Here is a 17385-nt window from a genome sequence, read left to right as displayed (position 1 = left end):
CACTCCTTATTTGTTTCGTATAAGGACGATTATAATGTATGGTGTGATAAAAGTATCGTGTATTTAAGTGTGTGGTCTAACTGTAATTCCATCAAATAAGTCTTTCCAAAATGCTTCATTGTATTGGTATACATCCATAATAGGACATTTCATAACGCAAGTACGTTGTAATCCCCAATCTTCTTGGGTGATAGTTGGTATATCGGCAGGAATTAGTAATAGGACAGAGAATGTATGTGTAACGATTTGAGATAAAATTTGTTCTAGGGAACATGCTTCTTCATATGTTCCTCCAGTTCGAATAAACAATATGGATTCTGCCATTTCAATTGTAGTTAGAAAACGATTAATTCGATGTTCATAGTTTAACTTAATTTCTGTATAAGAAGGCCAATAATTTGGTGTGTTTACATCTGTTTTAAAGTCATGACAGGTGTCAATTTCATAAAGGTTGTCCCTTAATCTTAATTTGGCATCATCATCCCAAAATGATATGAAGGATAGATTTTCGAAATTTAAAAAACGGTCAAATCGATTTTGTAATAATAAATTTACTTTCGTTAATGAAGGACTTAGCATAAAATCAATAACACCAAAAAATGGTGATAATTCTAATTGATATAATGCCCAAGCAGGCCAACAGTTTTGTCCTAAGCTGAATACTGCGTTATAGTTTTGTTTTAGATTGGATAGATTCATGTGAAGTATCTCATCCTTTTTGCTATTATTTTATGTCACTCATAAAGGGTATGTGAAAAGAGATATACAAGCATATTTGTAAAGAATAAGCAGAAATATGTTACAATAGAAAAAAATCGAACGAGGTGGTTGTTACGATGCGATCGAAGCGAGAACAAGCCATTTTAGACAATATAAAAGAATGGGAAGCGCAATTAGTTGAGCAAGAAGCGACCGATTTTCAAAAAGTGTTTGATAAATGGTTACATACTACAGTTGCGAAATTACCTGAGAAAAAGCGAAAAGAATTCTTCACGAAAGCAGATGGATGGCTCTTTCATTTGCATGCATTTATTCAAAGTTCACAAGCACAGTTAGACGCACGTAATCGGATTTTAGGAACATCGAGATTATTTGATGAATCGATTGAACAGCTTGAAGATTTGAAAGCATTATCTATTGATCAGTTAACATACATAGCAGAGCAGCAAACAGCACGTCATCGTCTATATTCATTTGTGCAAGGCGGGGCGACAGGTGCTGGAGGTTTATTATTATTAACGGCGGATTTTCCGGTTATGATCGCGTTAAATGTGAAGGCGGTCCAACTTATTGCAACATCATTTGGACATGATGTGAACAAGCCATATGAAATGATGCTTGCGTTAAAGGTGTTTCACGCTTCATTACTACCAGGAAGACTTCAGCAATACGCATGGTACAATTTATTGCAAGAGCTGGAACAAGAAGATTCGTTCTTTTATGAAGGAGACGAAGCAGTGTTACAAACAGCTTCTACTGAAGTTGTGTTAAAACAAATTTTGAAGACATTTTCGATTTATGCTCTTCGTCGTAAATTATTCCAAGGTATTCCGGTAATTGGAATGGCAATTGGATCTACAGTGAATTATCGTTTAACAAGAAACGTTACTGAATTTGCAAATAGATTTTATCAAGTGCGCCATATAGTCGAGAAAGAAAAAAGAGCATAAAAAAAAGCGAGAGGCCGAAGCCTTTCGCTTTTTTAATTTGTTGCATGTTTTTTGGACATTGGAACAGATACTGGCTGTTTTTCTGCTGTTTTTTCTGTTTTTGGATAATAAATTAAATCCAATGTTTTTGCCTGTACGGCAATCGAAAGAATAGTAAAAGCAATTTCTGTCCAATTTAAATAATATAATGAAAGCGCAAGAACAATCGCGTCAAAGACGAAGAAAATTTGCCCAATTGTAAAACGAGTTCGTTTACTTAATACAATTGTTAAAATATCGTCTCCACCGGTTGCACCGCCAAATCGCAATATAAAACCGAGTCCAATACCAGCTAACGCACCGCCAACTACTGCAGCTATAAATAAGTTATTTGATAAATCTACCGTAAATGGAGAATAATTTTCCATAAAGGAATAAAATACTCCGAATGAAATTGAACCTAAGAATGAGTAGCCAACCATTTTTCTACCTAAAAATGAAGCACACAGTAAAATAATTGGGATATCCATTAATACAGTTGAAATAGATGGTGAAATATCATAAAAGTTTTGAATGAATAGTGCAATTCCTACAAAGCCACCTTCTGTTAAGTGGTTTTGGAAGTGAATGTGATATAGCGCTGCTGCTAAAATAAATGAACCGATTAAAACCATAAAAATTTCTTTAATAATTTGCCGACTTTGGATGTTCCTCATCGTTATTCCTTCTTTCCGTAGTTAGTAGTCCTTTTTGTGTTGTAAACTAACTACGAGCTCACATGTAGCTTTCAGTTAGTTTACGAAAAAACTAACTACGCTATATGTCGCTGAAGAAATAACGAATAATCCTCTCGTCCATCAATTCTCCCTACCTTCGTTTTAGTTTAAGTCTTAAAACGACTAAACAAAACGTGGAGTAGGATTCGTCATTTAGCAATCCTGCTCTTCTTTGTTTTGTTTAGTTAGTAACAATTAAGTCCTAAACAAAACGCTATGTGTAAGAAGAGTCTTTTTTTTGCCAAATTATCCTTCGGGCAATCATAATTTCCCCACTCTCGTATTTTTTTCGCTAGACTAAAGTATCTGAGCTGAAAAATACGCTACGTGTATGATTCGTCAATACGATGCCACATGCTCCTTCGAGCGATCATGATATCAAAATCCCTTCCTTCAAGATTTATACTATTATATCATACTTTTAAAAAATGTATGCGGATGGAAACCGACAATAAACGGAGGGAATCTACAAAAAATGTTATGTTTAAATATTTTTGTAGAAAAGCCTAAGTTATTTCGGAGGATTGGACAGTTTGTAACGGTTTGTCCAATAAGTAAGAAAAAAAGGGTTTTATTCAGTTGTATTCTTTTCATCACTTTTATCTTTAAAAAACGCATCCCAACTAATCACACTTAAAAAAGTTAAAGCGATAATAACGAAAGCACGCATAAGCTTTAGACCTCCTTTTGTACATAGTATATGAATCATTCGATTCGGAATGTGTCATTTTTTTACAAGTCTTAACTATTATGAGGTTATATTAATATAGATAGATGAAGGGGAGAGTGAAGATATGTTAAAAGATATGTTCAAAAGAAAAGAATTAATATGCGTTTCATGTCAGAAAAAAATTCAATATGAAGAAGAGCTTGTTGCTTTTGTAAAGTTGCCGAAAGAAAGAAGTATATTAGTTGGTCCATTCGATGTATGTTTGGCGAAAACAGCACAAGAAATATATTGTAAATCTTGTTACGACAAAAAAGCATGACCCAAAGTAATTGAGGGGCATGCTTTTTTCATTGGTGTGCTTTTCCCTCAGATACATTTTGAGTGAGTCGATACCAAAGCCAAAGGTCATTAATGATGGAAGCAAGATCGGCAATTTCTGAATTTAGTTTACAGGAAACTTCGAAGTCTTCTTCGTTATTTAAATAATGTTGTTTTGTATTAATATAGTGCTCAAGTTCTTTTATACGATCAGGAATTTTCCCGCGAACTTGTTCCCATTTTAGTAAAATAGCATGTTGCATTTTTTCGGGGATTTCTTCCCAGTCTTCTTGTAAATGCGGAATTTCAATTCCTAGATGTTCGTCGTATAAGAAATACTTTTCCATAAGTTCACCCCCGTTTTCCTGCTTATATTGTACAGAAAAACAGAAAGAAGTTCGACGAAATTGTTTGAAAAAATTTAAAAATGACTCTTGATACATTTTGTGAAAGGTGGTAAAGTTTGAATTATTATAAAAGAAAATGAATATTTATTCTTTAGGGGGATGCAAAATGGAGAAGAAAAAAGTTGTATTAGCATATTCCGGAGGTCTTGATACTTCCGTTGCAATTAAATGGTTACAAGAGAAGAATTATGATATTATCGCGCTTTGTTTAGACTTAGGGGAAGGAAAAGACTTAGGGTTTGTGAAAGAAAAGGCACTTTCAGTAGGTGCAATTAAATCATATATGGTGGATGTCCAAGAAGAATTTGCGAATGAATATGCATTGATGGCGATGCAAGCACACACATTATACGAAGGGAAATACCCTCTTGTCTCTGCATTATCTCGTCCGCTTATTGCGAAGAAATTAGTAGAAATCGCAGAACAAGAAGGTGCAACTGCAGTTGCACACGGATGTACAGGGAAAGGAAATGACCAAGTTCGTTTTGAAGTTTCTATCCAAGCATTAAATCCTTACTTAGAAGTGATTGCGCCTGTACGTGAATGGAAATGGTCACGTGAAGAAGAAATTGCATATGCAAAAGAAAACGATGTACCAATTCCGATTAATTTAGATAGCCCGTTTTCAATCGATCAAAACTTATGGGGACGCAGCAACGAATGTGGAATTTTAGAAGATCCATGGGCAGCGCCGCCAGAAGATGCATATGAGATGACATTGGCATTAGAAGATACACCGAATAAACCAGAGTTTGTAGAAATCGGATTTGAAGCAGGAGTACCGACTACTTTAAATGGCACTGCATATTCACTTGCAGAATTAATTAAAACGTTAAATGCGCTTGCTGGAAAACACGGCGTTGGACGTATTGATCACGTAGAAAATCGTCTTGTCGGTATTAAATCTCGTGAAGTATACGAATGCCCAGCAGCAATGACGTTAATCACTGCGCATAAAGAGTTGGAAGATTTAACACACGTAAAAGAAGTAGCACATTTTAAACCAGTGATTGAACAGAAAATAACAGAACTTATTTATAATGGTTTATGGTTCTCGCCTTTAAAACAAGCGCTTCATGCATTTTTACAAGAAACGCAAAAGAATGTAACAGGTACAGTGCGTGTGAAATTATTTAAAGGTCATGCGATTGTAGAAGGACGTAAATCTGAATACTCTTTATACGATGAAAAATTAGCAACATATACTGCTCAAGATGAATTTAATCATGATGCAGCAGTTGGATTCATTTCATTATTCGGTTTACCGACGAAAGTATACAGCCAAGTGAATCAAAAGAAGGTGGAAGCGTGAGCAAACTTTGGGGCGGACGTTTTACAGAAGAAGCGGAAGCATGGGTTGAAGAGTTCGGAGCATCCATCTCCTTCGATCAACAATTAGTAAATCAAGATATAAAAGGAAGTATTGCGCACGTCACGATGCTAGCAAAGCAAGGCATCGTTACGAAAGAAGAGGCAGAGAAAATAAAGATAGGTCTTCAATATTTATTAGAAGAAGCGAAACAAAATAAATTGCATTTTTCGGTTGAAGCTGAAGATATTCATTTAAATATTGAAAAGATGTTAATTGAAAAAATCGGTGAAGTAGGAGGGAAACTTCATACAGGCCGAAGTCGTAACGATCAAGTGGCGACAGATATGCATTTGTATTTAAAAGAAAAGGTAGAACATATTATAAAAGCTACAAAACAATTGCAAACTGTTCTTGTACATCAAGCAGAAAATAACATTGAGACAATTATGCCTGGCTATACGCATTTACAGCGTGCCCAGCCGATTTCATTTGCTCATCATATTCTTGCTTACTTTTGGATGTTAGAGCGTGATGTGAATCGTTATGAAGATTCATTAAAGCGTATTAATATCTCCCCATTAGGAGCAGGAGCGCTAGCTGGGACGACATTCCCGATCGACCGAGAATATAGTGCGGAACTTCTTAGGTTTAATGGAATCTATGAAAATAGTTTAGATGCAGTAAGTGATCGTGATTTCATACTGGAGTTTTTAAGTAACTCATCTATGCTTATGATGCACTTATCACGCTTTTGTGAAGAACTTATTTTATGGAGTAGCCAAGAGTTTCAATTTATTGAAATGAGCGATCAATACGCGACAGGAAGCAGCATTATGCCGCAAAAGAAAAATCCGGATATGGCGGAACTAATCCGTGGTAAAACAGGCAGAGTATACGGTAATTTATTCAGTTTACTTACAGTAATGAAAGGATTACCACTCGCTTACAATAAAGACTTACAAGAAGATAAAGAAGGAATGTTTGATACAGTCAAAACAGTAGAAGGATGTCTTCATATTATGGCGGGCATGCTTGAAACGATGACTGTAAACAAAGAAAAAATGGGGCAAGCTGTGACGCAAGATTTCTCCAACGCAACAGAAATTGCCGACTACTTAGCAAACAAAGGACTACCATTCCGCCAAGCTCATGAAATTGTTGGGAAGTTAGTGCTACATTGCACACAAAAAGGAATTTATTTATTAGATGTCCCGCTTGAAACATATCAAGAAATGAGCTCTTTATTTGAAGAAGATTTGTATGAAGTTCTTTCACCATATGCGGCTGTAAAGCGTCGTAATAGTGCTGGTGGGACAGGGTTTGAACAAATCAAAAACGCTTTGGAGAAGGCGAAGGGGTTAACGAAAGAAGTTATTAGGAATTGAGTTGGAAAGTACGCTAGTCTGTTAAAGTCTAGCGTACTTTCTTTTTATCGGCATTAAAGTTATGATATAGTCAAAGATTACAATTAAAGGTCAGGGGAATCTATGAAAAAAATAATATTTATAGTCGTACTATTAATCAGCTTACTTGCAAATGCTAAAGTATTTCTCTTGGACAAATATTTGTCTGTTGGTGAAAAAGAGAAGCAAGAGGAAGCGATTATCGCAACGATGTGGCATTTGCAAGAGAAAGGATATAAAGAAAGTGATATTTTATATATAAAACCGGCCTTTTATAGCAAAATGGATTCGTATGGAATGAATGTGCAGTTTAAAGATGAACCAAATGAATCATATACATATAGAGTTTTAAAAGATGCGAAAACAAATAAACTAACTGTACACCAAGATAGCAATGAGCCAGGTGGTATGGGCGGGAAGCATCAAGAGCTTAAATAAAGAAAGAAAACGACTGATGGCATTCGCCTGCAGTCGTTTTTCTTTTAATCATACTTATGTCGATCTTCCGTAATTCGAATATACTCAATATCCATCAAATCACGAAGCAATGCACCATTACTTAGTTCAACGCCATGTTTCTCTTTAAAATGAGTGCGAATCGTATCTAGCATTTCAATTTCTTTTCCGTTCACGTCTAAAATAATGCGTTCAGAATCATCCATATAGCATCCTCCTTTTTTACACATATATATTTTGTCCGTCTATTTCTAAAAAATGTATGTTAACGTAATGTTAGGAAATAAGAAAGGGATGAAAAATGAGACGTATTTATTTTATAGGGCTAATTTTGTACACGCTAATTGTATTGCATGTTGCATTCCCAAACGTATTTTCATTTGGAAATGTAGAAACAGTACATGTTGCGATATTTATCTTTTCTCTATTTGTAGTAGATTGCTTTATTTCTATATGGCTTTCGAAAAGAAAAGATATACAAGGTAAAAAAGAAATGGAACGGAAAAAGAGAAAACGTTCATTTTGGATGATGACGTACTGTTTGTCTTTAGTGCTTACTGCTGCTTTTTTTAGTGAGCATATTCCATTAGAAAGATTAAATATTGGATTTGGAGCGTTCGTATTCGCATACTATTTTTTTATGCACTTTCTTCCTTATATGAAAGAAAAGCGAGGAGAAGAGGAAGACCCACTTGTAGAAGAAGCGAGAGAACAAGAGCATAAGAGAATAGAAGGGGATATAAAGAAACTTGGAGAACAAAAATGGTATTTAAAATCAAAAATCATAGATGTTCTTTGTTTCATTACGCCGCCAATTGGCTATTTGTACGTCTTCTTACTTCGTAAAAAAATGACAGAAGATGCAAAGCAAACGTATTTAACAGTTGCGACAATCATGATGGCATTATGGTCTTTGAAGTTTCTGCCGCCTTATGTATTGGCAATTACCGTTGTTGTCGTAGCATGTCTTGTGTTTATAGTGAAGTTGATAAAATGAAAAACACCAAGCCTATGTGGACTTGGTGTTTTATCTGTAAATTAAAGATCACCTTGCTCCTCATCACCACGAACAACAAGGACATCGCATTTCGCATAGCGAATAATATGTTCAGAGACGCTACCGATTAGGAAGCGTTCAACAGCATTTAAACCAGTCGCACCACACATAATTAAATCTACTTTATGGTTTGGAGCGATTTCTTTTGAAATTTTAGATTTAGGATTACCAAATTCTAATACAGTTTCAATTTTTTCAAGACCAGCTTCAAGCGCAGTTTTTTTGTAGTCTTCTAATAAGTCTTCTGCAAATAGATTTGCACGTTCAGCAATTGCACGGCTATAAGCCTCTACTGCTGAGTACGCTTTTACATCAACGATATGAGCGATTGTTAATGTTGCATTGTTGCGCTTTGCGACTTGAATTGCTTTTTTAAAGGCTTTTTCTGCTTCTTTAGAACCATCCACCGCGATTAAAATATTTGTATATGTATTATTCATAGTAAATTCCTCCCAATCTGTTTTATAACTGTTTACAACTTAATTATAAAACAAATTTTGGTAACGTGCTTGCCAGAAACGTTACAGAATTTTGAAAACTCTGTTTCAATTCATTTTAGTTGTAATTGGAGCGAGAACTTGTTACATATGAAGTATAGCAATTTAAAAGGGGGCAGTTTTGTGAGACATGCGCTCATTACAGCCGGTACGAAAGGTTTAGGAAAGCAAGTAACAGAAAAGTTATTGGCTAAAGGCTATTCAGTAACAGTAACGTACCATAGCGATATCACCGCTATGGAAACGATGAAAGAAACATATAAAGATGTGGAAGAGCGTCTACAATTCGTGCAAGCAGATGTCACGAAGAAGGAAGATTTACATAAAATAGTAGAAGAAGCGATGAGCCGTTTTGGCAAAATTGACTTTTTAATTAATAATGCTGGTCCATATGTATTTGAACGAAAAAAGTTAGTTGATTATGAAGAAGATGAATGGAATGAAATGATTCAGGGAAATTTAACAGCGGTATTTCATTTATTAAAACTTGTCGTTCCGGTCATGAGAAAACAGAACTTTGGCCGTATTATTAATTACGGATTTCAAGGGGCGGATAGTGCACCGGGATGGATTTATCGTTCAGCTTTTGCAGCGGCGAAAGTAGGACTTGTTTCATTAACGAAAACAGTTGCTTATGAAGAAGCGGAGTATGGTATTACTGCGAACATGGTATGTCCTGGTGATATTATTGGCGATATGAAAGAGGCGACTATTCAAGAAGCACGTCAGCTAAAAGAGCATAACACACCGATTGGTAGATCTGGAACAGGTGAAGATATTGCAAGAACCATTTCGTTTTTATGTGAGGAAGATTCCGATATGATTACCGGTACAATTATTGAAGTGACTGGTGCAGTGGATGTTATTCATAGACATCGATAGAATAAAATAAGATGAAGTTTCAAATAATTGGACAGTTTATCCATTGTGCTGAGAGGTGCGGATAATACTGTCTTTTAATATAAAATTAAATCTATCGGAAAACTTGTATTATTTTTTGTCAAATATTGAGATATTATGTTAAAATATAAGAGCGTAGAAAGCGCTTTAAAAAATGATTCAGGGGTCATTTCATAACTCAAGGGGGAACTAATCATGCGTATCGGTATTCCAACAGAAATTAAAAACAATGAAAACCGTGTGGCAATGACGCCAGCGGGAGCAGTACATTTAGTACAAAATGGTCATGAAGTTTTTGTTCAAAAAGGAGCAGGTTTAGGATCTGGTTTTACGGATGAAGAATACGTACAAGCTGGTGCGAAACTTGTAGAAACTGCTGAAGAAGCATGGAATCAAGATATGGTTATGAAGGTAAAAGAGCCAGTAGCAAGTGAATACGGCTATTTCCGTGAAGGTTTAATTTTATTCACATACTTACACTTAGCTCCAGAACCAGAATTAACGAAAGCATTAATCGATAACAAAGTTGCATCAATTGCATACGAAACAGTACAATTAGACAATCGTTCTTTACCATTACTTGCACCTATGAGTGAAGTAGCTGGTCGTATGTCTGCACAAATCGGTGCACAATTCCTTGAGAAAAACAAAGGCGGTAAAGGTATTTTACTTGCAGGCGTTCCAGGGGTAAAACGCGGCAAAGTAACAATCATCGGCGGTGGTCAAGCTGGTACAAATGCAGCTAAGATTGCAGTAGGTTTAGGTGCAGATGTAACAATCATTGACTTAAGTGCAGAACGTCTTCGTCAATTAGATGATATTTTCGGTAACCAAGTAAAAACATTAATGTCTAATCCATACAACATTGCAGAAGCTGTTAAAGAATCTGACCTTGTTATTGGAGCAGTATTAATTCCAGGTGCAAAAGCGCCAAAACTTGTAACTGAAGAAATGATTCAATCAATGGAACCAGGTTCTGTCGTTGTAGATATTGCGATTGACCAAGGTGGTATTTTCGAAACAACTGATCGTATTACAACTCATGACAACCCAACTTACGAAAAACATGGCGTTGTTCATTATGCAGTTGCTAATATGCCAGGTGCGGTTCCACGTACGTCAACTCTTGCATTAACAAACGTAACAGTACCATATGCAGTACAAATTGCTAACAAAGGCTATAAAGATGCTTGCCTAGGCAACTCTGCATTATTAAAAGGTATTAACACATTAGATGGATATGTAACATTCGAAGCAGTTGCAGAAGCTCACGGCTTACAATACGCTGATGCGAAAGAGTTACTTGAAAAAGCTCCTGCTTTATCATAATAGAAATACATTTGAGACCTTCCTTTTCATAAGGAGGGTCTTTTTTATATGGGGAAATAACATGTGAATAATTGTTATTTATTGGTGTAAATCGATTTTTATTATGATAATTTAGAATTATATAATAAAAGAGGGGATTCAATGGGGAGTAAAAAAAGGAAGCAAAAGCAAGCTAAAAGACAAAAGTACATAAAGAAAAAACAGGAACAGAACATACCTTTTTCACAAAAAGTAGTCATTATGATAGAAAAAACATTCCGGTATATTTGTATGGCTCTGTATGTAATTTTGTGTATGTATTCATTTGGAGTGTTTTACAGTTTTGGGATAACTCCCAATATTATTGAGAGCATTCTAGAATTTATACTTGTTGTAATAGAATTAGCCTTATTCGTTATACTCTTTGCTACAGTATGGCCTAGTCATGAAAGTAAAAAAGATAGAAAAAGAAGCAAAAGATCTTCATACACTTCAAGCTCATCAAGTGGATTCGGTCACTACAGTAGTAGTGATTGTAGTAGCTCAAGTGATGGTGGAGATTAAGTTAATTTTTCAGAAGAACGACTAACGAAAGGATGGGATGAAATATGGAAACTGTGAACTTAATAGAATTAACAAAAGACATTCAAGATCAACATAAAAACTTCGTCGTTTCAAATATAAACAGTCATTGTTTACGAATCGCTGTATTTACTGGTGAATATGATTGGCACTATCATTCTAATTCGGATGAATTATTTATTGTGCTAGAGGGAGAATTACTTATTGATTTTGAAGATGGAGAAACAGCGGTTTTAAAGCCAAATGATTCTATTTTAATTCCAGCATGTACGATTCATAGAATGAGAGCAGTAAAGAGAACGGTAAATCTTTGTTTTGAACATATAGAGGCTGATACGATTAAAGTGGAGCAATTATGAAAAAATTATCTGTAGCCGATTATAGAAAAGTTCTTCCGGTTTTAGAAGGTAATACAAGAACGACGACGTTTGCTTATGCAGTATGTGATCAAATGATAGATGGTGAGGTTTTTATAAACGGGCAATTAACAGCAGGATTAATTATTACAGCTAATGGTATCTATTATTTATTTGGTGATATGGATGATCAAAATTATAACGAAGAGTTATTTTCATATTTAAAAACGGCTATTGAAAAAACAGAGAAGAGATTTACACTGTTCACTTCGAGTGAAGAGTGGGAAATGATGATAGAAGAGCGTTTTAGTAATGTACTTCGGAACATCCCGCGAATGAAATTTCAAAGCGTAACCTTTGAAGAGAGTCAACGAGATTTTAACAAAAATACATATGAAGTGAAGCGTATTGATAGAAGAGATATAGAGCGCAGCAGTGAATTTAAAGAGGAGTACTACAAAGAGTATTGGGGATCAAAAGAAACGTTTTTGAACAGTGGTTTTGGATTTTGTATAGAACAAGATGGGATAATTGTAGCTGAATGTGTCTCAATATTTAGCGGGAATGGTTTTGCTGAAATAGATATTGCAACACATGAAGCACATCAAGGGAAAGGATTAGCTCAAGCTGTTGCAACAAGGTTCATTGAACATTGCATGCAAAATGACATTATACCGAGCTGGGATTGTTATGTAGACAATATTCCTTCGCGAAAATTAGCTAGTAAATTAAGTTTTTATCATCCAATAGAATATAGTTTGTTTGTACGTAAGAAAACGGGGGAATAAAAATGAATGTAGAATTAACAAGATTTAAAGTTAAGCCTGGTAAGAGTCATCGAGTAGATGAATGGATGCAGCTTCTTAATGACAATTTGAAAGAAGTGCTTTTGACATTAAACGACGAAAAAATGTACGTTGAGACAATTTTCCGGGAAATAAGAGATGGAGAAGAGTACTTATATTGGTATTCTGTGCAAGGAGAAGGTGGTATTTTTGTCGAAAATTCGCATCATGAAATTGATAAAAAGCACTTAGCATTTTGGTATGAATGTATCGATGAAGAAGCACCGTCTATTGATATGAAAACAGAAGTTGTTATGATTCAAGATGTTGTGAAGGAAGCGATGAAATAATAGAATAGTATTTCAGAGAAGCGCATCAAAATGGATGTGCTTTTTATTATGAAACAATTTATAAAAGCTGCATTTGGATGTCTTTAAGTGAAAATAAAGAGGGATACTGAGAAGATTTTAGGATAAACTATAAAGTGAAACTTTAATCAGTGTGGGGTTCATCCCCCATCTAACTTCTTGCTTCCGCTGAATTTTGATGTGGGGTCTTACTGCCCGTTAATGCGGGATAAAGAAATAAAAAACACAAAACCAAAAGACTTACCAATATACGGTATAGTCGTAACAGGAAAAACAGAGGATTTACAAAGTTTACAAGGGTCACCGTATATTAAGGCTGCTGTAAGAGGTGTAACAGTTGAGAAATATTGATTACAAGTAATTAATGTGAATAATCAGAAAAATTGTGTTATAATATGGGAAAAGGAGGTTTATATGAGGCAAATACATGGAGCAATTTATATTTACATAACAATGTTTTTCGTGGCGATATCCTATGGGTTGGGGCACGTGTATTCGCATCCTATACTAACTTTTTTAAGTGGAGCATGTATGGCGTTTGCGCTTCTTGTCCACCTTTTCTCAGTTTGGATCGTGAAATTTCAATTAAATATTAGTGAAATAGAAGAAGGCACTTTTTGAGTGGCCTTCTTTTTTAATAATATTTTGGAAGCTCTTGTAGCAATTTTTCAATTTCGAATTCGGTTTCTTCACATATAGAAAGTGTGCGTAGTCTGAAAAATAAGCTACGTAAGAAAGATTTTGTATTTCCATATAAAAACTCGTACGATTCAATAGGTAGTGCTTGTTTTTGGACCAGTAATTGAGCTACTAAGTCACGAAGGGCTAATATGAGTATTTCTTCTTTTAGGCCATTTTGCAGCATTGCGACAATCGGATAAACGAGACGCTCGTCTTCTTCATATTTGTAGTAAATAGAATGGACACAAACTTTGTTTAACAAAGTTTTTAATATCTCTTCGTAATGTAAAGTTTCTAGTTTAGGACTATGAACAAGCGCCTCAAATGTATCGGAAGCATGTGCGATACTATGTGCCCAGCCGTGGTCTTGCACATATCCGCGGAAATCATGTTCATTGTTCATATATAGAATTAATTGATCTTTTACAGTTAAAATATCATTCTGTGATAAGAAATTATGAGTTGTATCTGCATCTATAATGAGCGCAATTAATAAGGTCGTAAATGCACGAGTAAATACAGCATCTTCATCATCTGAATGAATCTTATACAATAAATATTTTTCACCGATGCTTTCTAATAATAGTTTCTGTAATTGTGTGTGTGAAAGGTAGCGATTTTTGATGAGATGATAAAAAGTAGAGTAGATGAGTTTGTCCCTTAAGTAGCTATCAGTAACACCGATATGTTCAAGCATACTGGAACTTAAAGAATCAATATGAAGTGTGTTATCTATGATGTAATTATTATTACGAATTTCTTCTAACTGTTGTTGTAACATATAAACCTCCTATTTTAGAAAATTCTGTATTTTTATAATATAATAAGAGGAAGAAATAGACAATAAATAAGTGCATTTGAATGGAGGGGGCATTATGAAGAGAGCATTATTCTTTTTTATTAGTATTTTCTTTTTAGGAAGCTGTTCCATTTCGTATGTTAATTTTTCTAGCGAGAGCAAAAGTTGGACTGGACAATATAAAGGGCATATTAAGGATGACAGTGAAGATGGAATGTTTACGTTTCAATATAAGGGTGGGGATGGAAAGACAGAATTTAAAAACTTAGAGATTGCTATTAATGGAGCCTTTAGTACAATGACACAAACGTCAGAAGTTCATAAAGGAGCAAGGGTTGAAATAAAATCTTCTTGTGTAAGTTGTGCACCTCTATCTAAAGATGAACCGATAGAAGTTGTAATTAAATGGGATGATAAGTATGAGGAGAAGATGGTGTTAAATTTGAAATAGCCTAAAGTAAGGAGTTAAAAATGAATAGGCATGTGAAAATTGTTATGTTTTTAAGTGTATTTCTAGTCATATTATCAGCTTGTACTACAAAACAAGTAGAGCAGGTAACGGTAAAAGAAGTCCCTAAAGAAGGGTATATCATATTAAGAAATGACACGGTATTTTTTGCCGATGATAAAACGTTTGAAACAAAAGTAGAGTTGCAAAATTATATAGAACAACAAATGAATAAAGAGCATCCATCACATATAGTCTTGAGCTTTAAGGACAAAGACGCATATAAACAGTTAAAAACAGGGGATAAAATAAAAGTATGGTTTTCTCAAATACTTGAAAGCTATCCAGCAAGAATGATTGTAGAGAAATTTGAAATAGTAGAGGAATAAAAAAAGGCAGCATTCACGCTGCCTTTTTATTATTTTACAAATTGTAATTCTTTCGGGAATTTCGTTAAAATTTCTGATCCGTCTTTTGTAATGTAAATATCATCTTCAATACGAACGCCACCTACGTTTGGTACGTAAATACCAGGTTCGATTGTGAAGACCATACCTTCTTTTAATGGAGACTCGTTACCAGCTTTTACATCTGGATATTCGTGTACGCTAATTCCAAGTCCATGACCAAGTCGGTGCGGGAAGAAGTCTCCGTAACCTGCATCTGCGATAACAGAACGAGCAGCGTTATCGATTGCGCCAAGTGTAACACCTGGTTTACATGCTTCAACTGCTTGTAGTTGTCCAGCAAGTACAGTGTTGTAAATGCGAGTTTGCTCTTCAGAAATCTCACCGAATGCTACTGTACGTGTAATATCAGAGCAATAACCTTCAATGATTACACCTAAATCAAATAGTACGAAATCACCGCGCTTCATTTTGTTTGCGCCAGGAATACCGTGTGGAAGAGCAGAGTTTGCACCCGCTAATACCATCGTATCAAATGACATCTTATGTATGCCTTTTGTTTTTAATTCGTGTTCAATAATTGCTAATACTTCTAGCTCGCTACGGTTTTCTTTAATTGCATTTACACCAACTTCAACAGCGTAGTCCGCCATTTTAGCTGCTTCGCGTAAAATAGAAAGTTCTTTTTCATCTTTAATTAAACGAAGTTCGCGAACTTTCTCCTCAGCTGATTTGAAAGCTGCATTTGGGAATAATTTCGTTAATTCTTCGTAGCGCTCTACGTTTAAATGTTCTTTTTCAATTGCAACTGCATTTGCATTGATGCCGCGGTCTTTAATTGCTTTTGCAATCATATCCCATGGTCTGTCAGTATCAGTAAATCCGATAATTTCATGTGCCCAGCCAGCGTTACGTGCTTGACCTTCTTCCATTTTAGGACAAATTAAAATAGGTTCTTTTTCTTGGAATACAAACATACCAAGTAATCTTTCATGCGGTTCACAGTGGAAGTTCGTCATGTAGAAGACGTTCGGTGTAGAAGTTAAGAACGCAGCTTCTACGTTTTTTTCTTTTAGCCATTGCATTAAATTTTCTAATCTAGCATTCATCGATTGGCACCCCCGAGATATTTAATTACAAATATAACTTTAACTCGGAAGAAAGCGTTATGACAAGTAAATAGATGTTAGAAAAGACAGGGAATTGAAAAATCATGTAGAATAAAAAGTGAGAATGTGAATAGGGGAGGAATGTAATAATGAAAGTATCTTATCATGGGCATTCAGTTGTGAAAATTGAGGCGAATGGAAAAGTTATTTTAATTGACCCGTTTTTAACAGGTAATCCGAAAACAGATTTAAAAGCTGAAGATGTAAAAGTGGATGCAATCCTTTTATCGCATGGACACGGTGATCATGTTGGAGATACAGTAGAACTTGCGAAGAAAAATAATGCAGTTGTTGTAGCGCCATTTGAACTAGCAACATTTTTAAGTTGGCAAGGTGTAAATACACATCCGATGCATATTGGTGGTTCACATGAATTTGACTTCGGAAAAGTGAAGTTTACACAAGCATTCCACGGCTCTAGTTATATTGATGAAGCAAATAAGACGATTACATATACAGGTATGCCAGCAGGTATTTTATTTACAGCAGAAGAGAAAACAGTGTACCACGCAGGAGATACTGCACTATTCTCTGATATGAAGTTAATTGGGGAATTAAATAAAGTTGATCTAGCATTTTTACCAATTGGTGATAATTTCACAATGGGACCAGAAGATGCTGTACTAGCGGCAAAATGGATTAATGCGAAAACTGTTGTACCGATGCATTACAATACGTTCCCAGTTATTGAACAAGATCCATATCAATTTGTAGAAAAGCTACAAAATTGTACAGGGAAAGTATTAGAAGTTGGAGAAAGTATTACACTATAGAAAAGAAACCCTTCATTTGAAAAGAAAAGTGAAGGGTTTTTACGTGTGTAGAACAGCTTTTAATGCTTGTATTTGTTTTGGTGATTCTTTTCTTTTGGTACGTGGTTGTTCAGGTGTTTCATTCAATTCCATTGCAACTTTTTTCGCATCTACGAAAGCTAAAAATACAGCACCTACAACCTCTAAAAATTTTTTCATCATGTGTACGCTCCTTTGTTTTATTTCTTGTCTTCATTGTATAGGGAATCAAGTGGGCGAACTATC

The 17385-nt window shown here is 35.1% G+C and carries 24 protein-coding genes and 1 pseudogene; 17 read left to right on the top strand and 8 right to left on the bottom strand.

The annotated features are described in order from the left end of the window. Positions 1 to 63: 63 nt before the first annotated feature. Complete coding sequence (locus QCI81_RS10090; RefSeq protein ID WP_071731415.1) at positions 64 to 699, bottom strand: DUF1796 family putative cysteine peptidase; 636 nt, start codon at positions 697 to 699, stop codon at positions 64 to 66. A gap of 137 nt (positions 700 to 836) precedes the next feature. On the opposite strand from QCI81_RS10090, the gene QCI81_RS10085 reads away from it, so the two are divergent. Next, positions 837 to 1670, top strand: a complete 834-nt coding sequence (locus QCI81_RS10085; RefSeq protein WP_001256853.1) for an EcsC family protein — start codon at positions 837 to 839, stop codon at positions 1668 to 1670. Positions 1671 to 1702: 32 nt separating this feature from the next. Here QCI81_RS10085 and QCI81_RS10080 read toward each other — a convergent pair whose 3' ends face one another. Next, a complete protein-coding gene (locus QCI81_RS10080; RefSeq protein WP_001244515.1) occupies positions 1703 to 2365 on the bottom strand; it encodes a YitT family protein in 663 nt (220 codons plus the stop codon). A gap of 854 nt (positions 2366 to 3219) precedes the next feature. Between QCI81_RS10080 and QCI81_RS10075 the strand changes: the two genes are divergently transcribed. Continuing rightward, on the top strand, positions 3220 to 3414 hold the full coding sequence (locus QCI81_RS10075; RefSeq protein WP_000910278.1) for a hypothetical protein: 195 nt from the start codon (positions 3220 to 3222) through the stop codon (positions 3412 to 3414). A 28-nt stretch (positions 3415 to 3442) separates the two neighbouring features. On the opposite strand, the gene QCI81_RS10070 is transcribed toward QCI81_RS10075, so the two are convergent. Continuing rightward, positions 3443 to 3760 (bottom strand): hypothetical protein, encoded by a 318-nt coding sequence (locus tag QCI81_RS10070; protein WP_000417218.1) that lies wholly within the window; start codon positions 3758 to 3760, stop codon positions 3443 to 3445. A 166-nt stretch (positions 3761 to 3926) separates the two neighbouring features. Between QCI81_RS10070 and QCI81_RS10065 the strand changes: the two genes are divergently transcribed. The 3 genes from QCI81_RS10065 to QCI81_RS10055 all read left to right on the top strand — a co-directional run bounded on the left by QCI81_RS10065 (position 3927) and on the right by QCI81_RS10055 (position 6973). Next, positions 3927 to 5132 (top strand): argininosuccinate synthase, encoded by a 1206-nt coding sequence (locus tag QCI81_RS10065; protein WP_071731416.1) that lies wholly within the window; start codon positions 3927 to 3929, stop codon positions 5130 to 5132. Next, positions 5129 to 6517: an argininosuccinate lyase gene (gene argH / locus QCI81_RS10060; RefSeq protein WP_098851848.1), complete on the top strand. Its 1389-nt coding sequence runs from the start codon at positions 5129 to 5131 to the stop codon at positions 6515 to 6517. The genes QCI81_RS10065 and argH overlap by 4 nt, the downstream gene beginning before the upstream one ends. A gap of 102 nt (positions 6518 to 6619) precedes the next feature. Further along, positions 6620 to 6973 (top strand): DUF3139 domain-containing protein, encoded by a 354-nt coding sequence (locus QCI81_RS10055; protein WP_053563558.1) that lies wholly within the window; start codon positions 6620 to 6622, stop codon positions 6971 to 6973. A gap of 44 nt (positions 6974 to 7017) precedes the next feature. On the opposite strand, the gene QCI81_RS10050 is transcribed toward QCI81_RS10055, so the two are convergent. After that, on the bottom strand, positions 7018 to 7197 hold the full coding sequence (locus QCI81_RS10050; protein ID WP_000342760.1) for a hypothetical protein: 180 nt from the start codon (positions 7195 to 7197) through the stop codon (positions 7018 to 7020). Positions 7198 to 7292: 95 nt separating this feature from the next. Between QCI81_RS10050 and QCI81_RS10045 the strand changes: the two genes are divergently transcribed. After that, positions 7293 to 7988: a hypothetical protein gene (locus QCI81_RS10045; RefSeq protein ID WP_353810699.1), complete on the top strand. Its 696-nt coding sequence runs from the start codon at positions 7293 to 7295 to the stop codon at positions 7986 to 7988. 41 nt (positions 7989 to 8029) lie between these two features. Here QCI81_RS10045 and QCI81_RS10040 read toward each other — a convergent pair whose 3' ends face one another. Next, on the bottom strand, positions 8030 to 8488 hold the full coding sequence (locus tag QCI81_RS10040; RefSeq protein WP_001066672.1) for a universal stress protein: 459 nt from the start codon (positions 8486 to 8488) through the stop codon (positions 8030 to 8032). 147 nt (positions 8489 to 8635) lie between these two features. Between QCI81_RS10040 and QCI81_RS10035 the strand changes: the two genes are divergently transcribed. The 8 genes and pseudogenes from QCI81_RS10035 to QCI81_RS10000 all read left to right on the top strand — a co-directional run bounded on the left by QCI81_RS10035 (position 8636) and on the right by QCI81_RS10000 (position 13465). Beyond that, on the top strand, positions 8636 to 9427 hold the full coding sequence (locus tag QCI81_RS10035) for an SDR family oxidoreductase (RefSeq protein WP_095691524.1): 792 nt from the start codon (positions 8636 to 8638) through the stop codon (positions 9425 to 9427). A 213-nt stretch (positions 9428 to 9640) separates the two neighbouring features. Beyond that, entirely contained in the window at positions 9641 to 10774 is a 1134-nt protein-coding gene (gene ald / locus QCI81_RS10030; protein ID WP_001219401.1) for an alanine dehydrogenase, read from the top strand. A gap of 141 nt (positions 10775 to 10915) precedes the next feature. Continuing rightward, positions 10916 to 11317, top strand: coding sequence for a hypothetical protein (locus QCI81_RS10025; protein WP_264648124.1), 402 nt, complete (start codon positions 10916 to 10918; stop codon positions 11315 to 11317). A gap of 44 nt (positions 11318 to 11361) precedes the next feature. Then, positions 11362 to 11694: a cupin domain-containing protein gene (locus QCI81_RS10020; RefSeq protein ID WP_353810698.1), complete on the top strand. Its 333-nt coding sequence runs from the start codon at positions 11362 to 11364 to the stop codon at positions 11692 to 11694. Then, positions 11691 to 12479: a GNAT family N-acetyltransferase gene (locus tag QCI81_RS10015; protein ID WP_353810697.1), complete on the top strand. Its 789-nt coding sequence runs from the start codon at positions 11691 to 11693 to the stop codon at positions 12477 to 12479. The genes QCI81_RS10020 and QCI81_RS10015 overlap by 4 nt, the downstream gene beginning before the upstream one ends. A gap of 2 nt (positions 12480 to 12481) precedes the next feature. After that, positions 12482 to 12826 (top strand): DUF6176 family protein, encoded by a 345-nt coding sequence (locus tag QCI81_RS10010; protein WP_001100204.1) that lies wholly within the window; start codon positions 12482 to 12484, stop codon positions 12824 to 12826. A gap of 228 nt (positions 12827 to 13054) precedes the next feature. Further along, positions 13055 to 13195, top strand: a pseudogene (locus QCI81_RS10005) (anti sigma factor C-terminal domain-containing protein); the annotation flags it as partial. Positions 13196 to 13258: 63 nt separating this feature from the next. Then, positions 13259 to 13465: a hypothetical protein gene (locus QCI81_RS10000; protein WP_001248905.1), complete on the top strand. Its 207-nt coding sequence runs from the start codon at positions 13259 to 13261 to the stop codon at positions 13463 to 13465. A 13-nt stretch (positions 13466 to 13478) separates the two neighbouring features. Here QCI81_RS10000 and QCI81_RS09995 read toward each other — a convergent pair whose 3' ends face one another. After that, positions 13479 to 14306, bottom strand: coding sequence for a DUF2785 domain-containing protein (locus QCI81_RS09995; RefSeq protein WP_353810696.1), 828 nt, complete (start codon positions 14304 to 14306; stop codon positions 13479 to 13481). A 94-nt stretch (positions 14307 to 14400) separates the two neighbouring features. Between QCI81_RS09995 and QCI81_RS09990 the strand changes: the two genes are divergently transcribed. Both QCI81_RS09990 and QCI81_RS09985 read left to right on the top strand, forming a co-directional pair. Further along, positions 14401 to 14775, top strand: coding sequence for a hypothetical protein (locus QCI81_RS09990; protein ID WP_000816700.1), 375 nt, complete (start codon positions 14401 to 14403; stop codon positions 14773 to 14775). A 20-nt stretch (positions 14776 to 14795) separates the two neighbouring features. Beyond that, positions 14796 to 15161, top strand: a complete 366-nt coding sequence (locus QCI81_RS09985; protein ID WP_001079430.1) for a DUF3221 domain-containing protein — start codon at positions 14796 to 14798, stop codon at positions 15159 to 15161. A gap of 29 nt (positions 15162 to 15190) precedes the next feature. Here the strand turns inward: QCI81_RS09985 and pepQ are convergent, their stop codons facing one another. Continuing rightward, the gene (gene pepQ, locus QCI81_RS09980; protein WP_000994037.1) at positions 15191 to 16288 is read right to left on the bottom strand and encodes a Xaa-Pro dipeptidase; all 1098 of its coding nucleotides are present in this window, start codon (positions 16286 to 16288) and stop codon (positions 15191 to 15193) included. 149 nt (positions 16289 to 16437) lie between these two features. On the opposite strand from pepQ, the gene QCI81_RS09975 reads away from it, so the two are divergent. Then, on the top strand, positions 16438 to 17121 hold the full coding sequence (locus tag QCI81_RS09975) for a metal-dependent hydrolase (RefSeq protein WP_053563563.1): 684 nt from the start codon (positions 16438 to 16440) through the stop codon (positions 17119 to 17121). Positions 17122 to 17160: 39 nt separating this feature from the next. Here the strand turns inward: QCI81_RS09975 and QCI81_RS09970 are convergent, their stop codons facing one another. Then, positions 17161 to 17322, bottom strand: coding sequence for a hypothetical protein (locus QCI81_RS09970; protein WP_095690147.1), 162 nt, complete (start codon positions 17320 to 17322; stop codon positions 17161 to 17163). Positions 17323 to 17385 lie beyond the last annotated feature (63 nt).

Origin of the sequence: Bacillus cereus group sp. MG20 (genome assembly GCF_040459885.1) — a bacterium.
Taxonomy (GTDB): Bacteria; Bacillota; Bacilli; order Bacillales; family Bacillaceae_G; genus Bacillus_A; species Bacillus_A cereus.
Note: the sequence above shows the minus strand (reverse complement) of the source record. Positions and strands in the feature narration are given on the sequence as shown.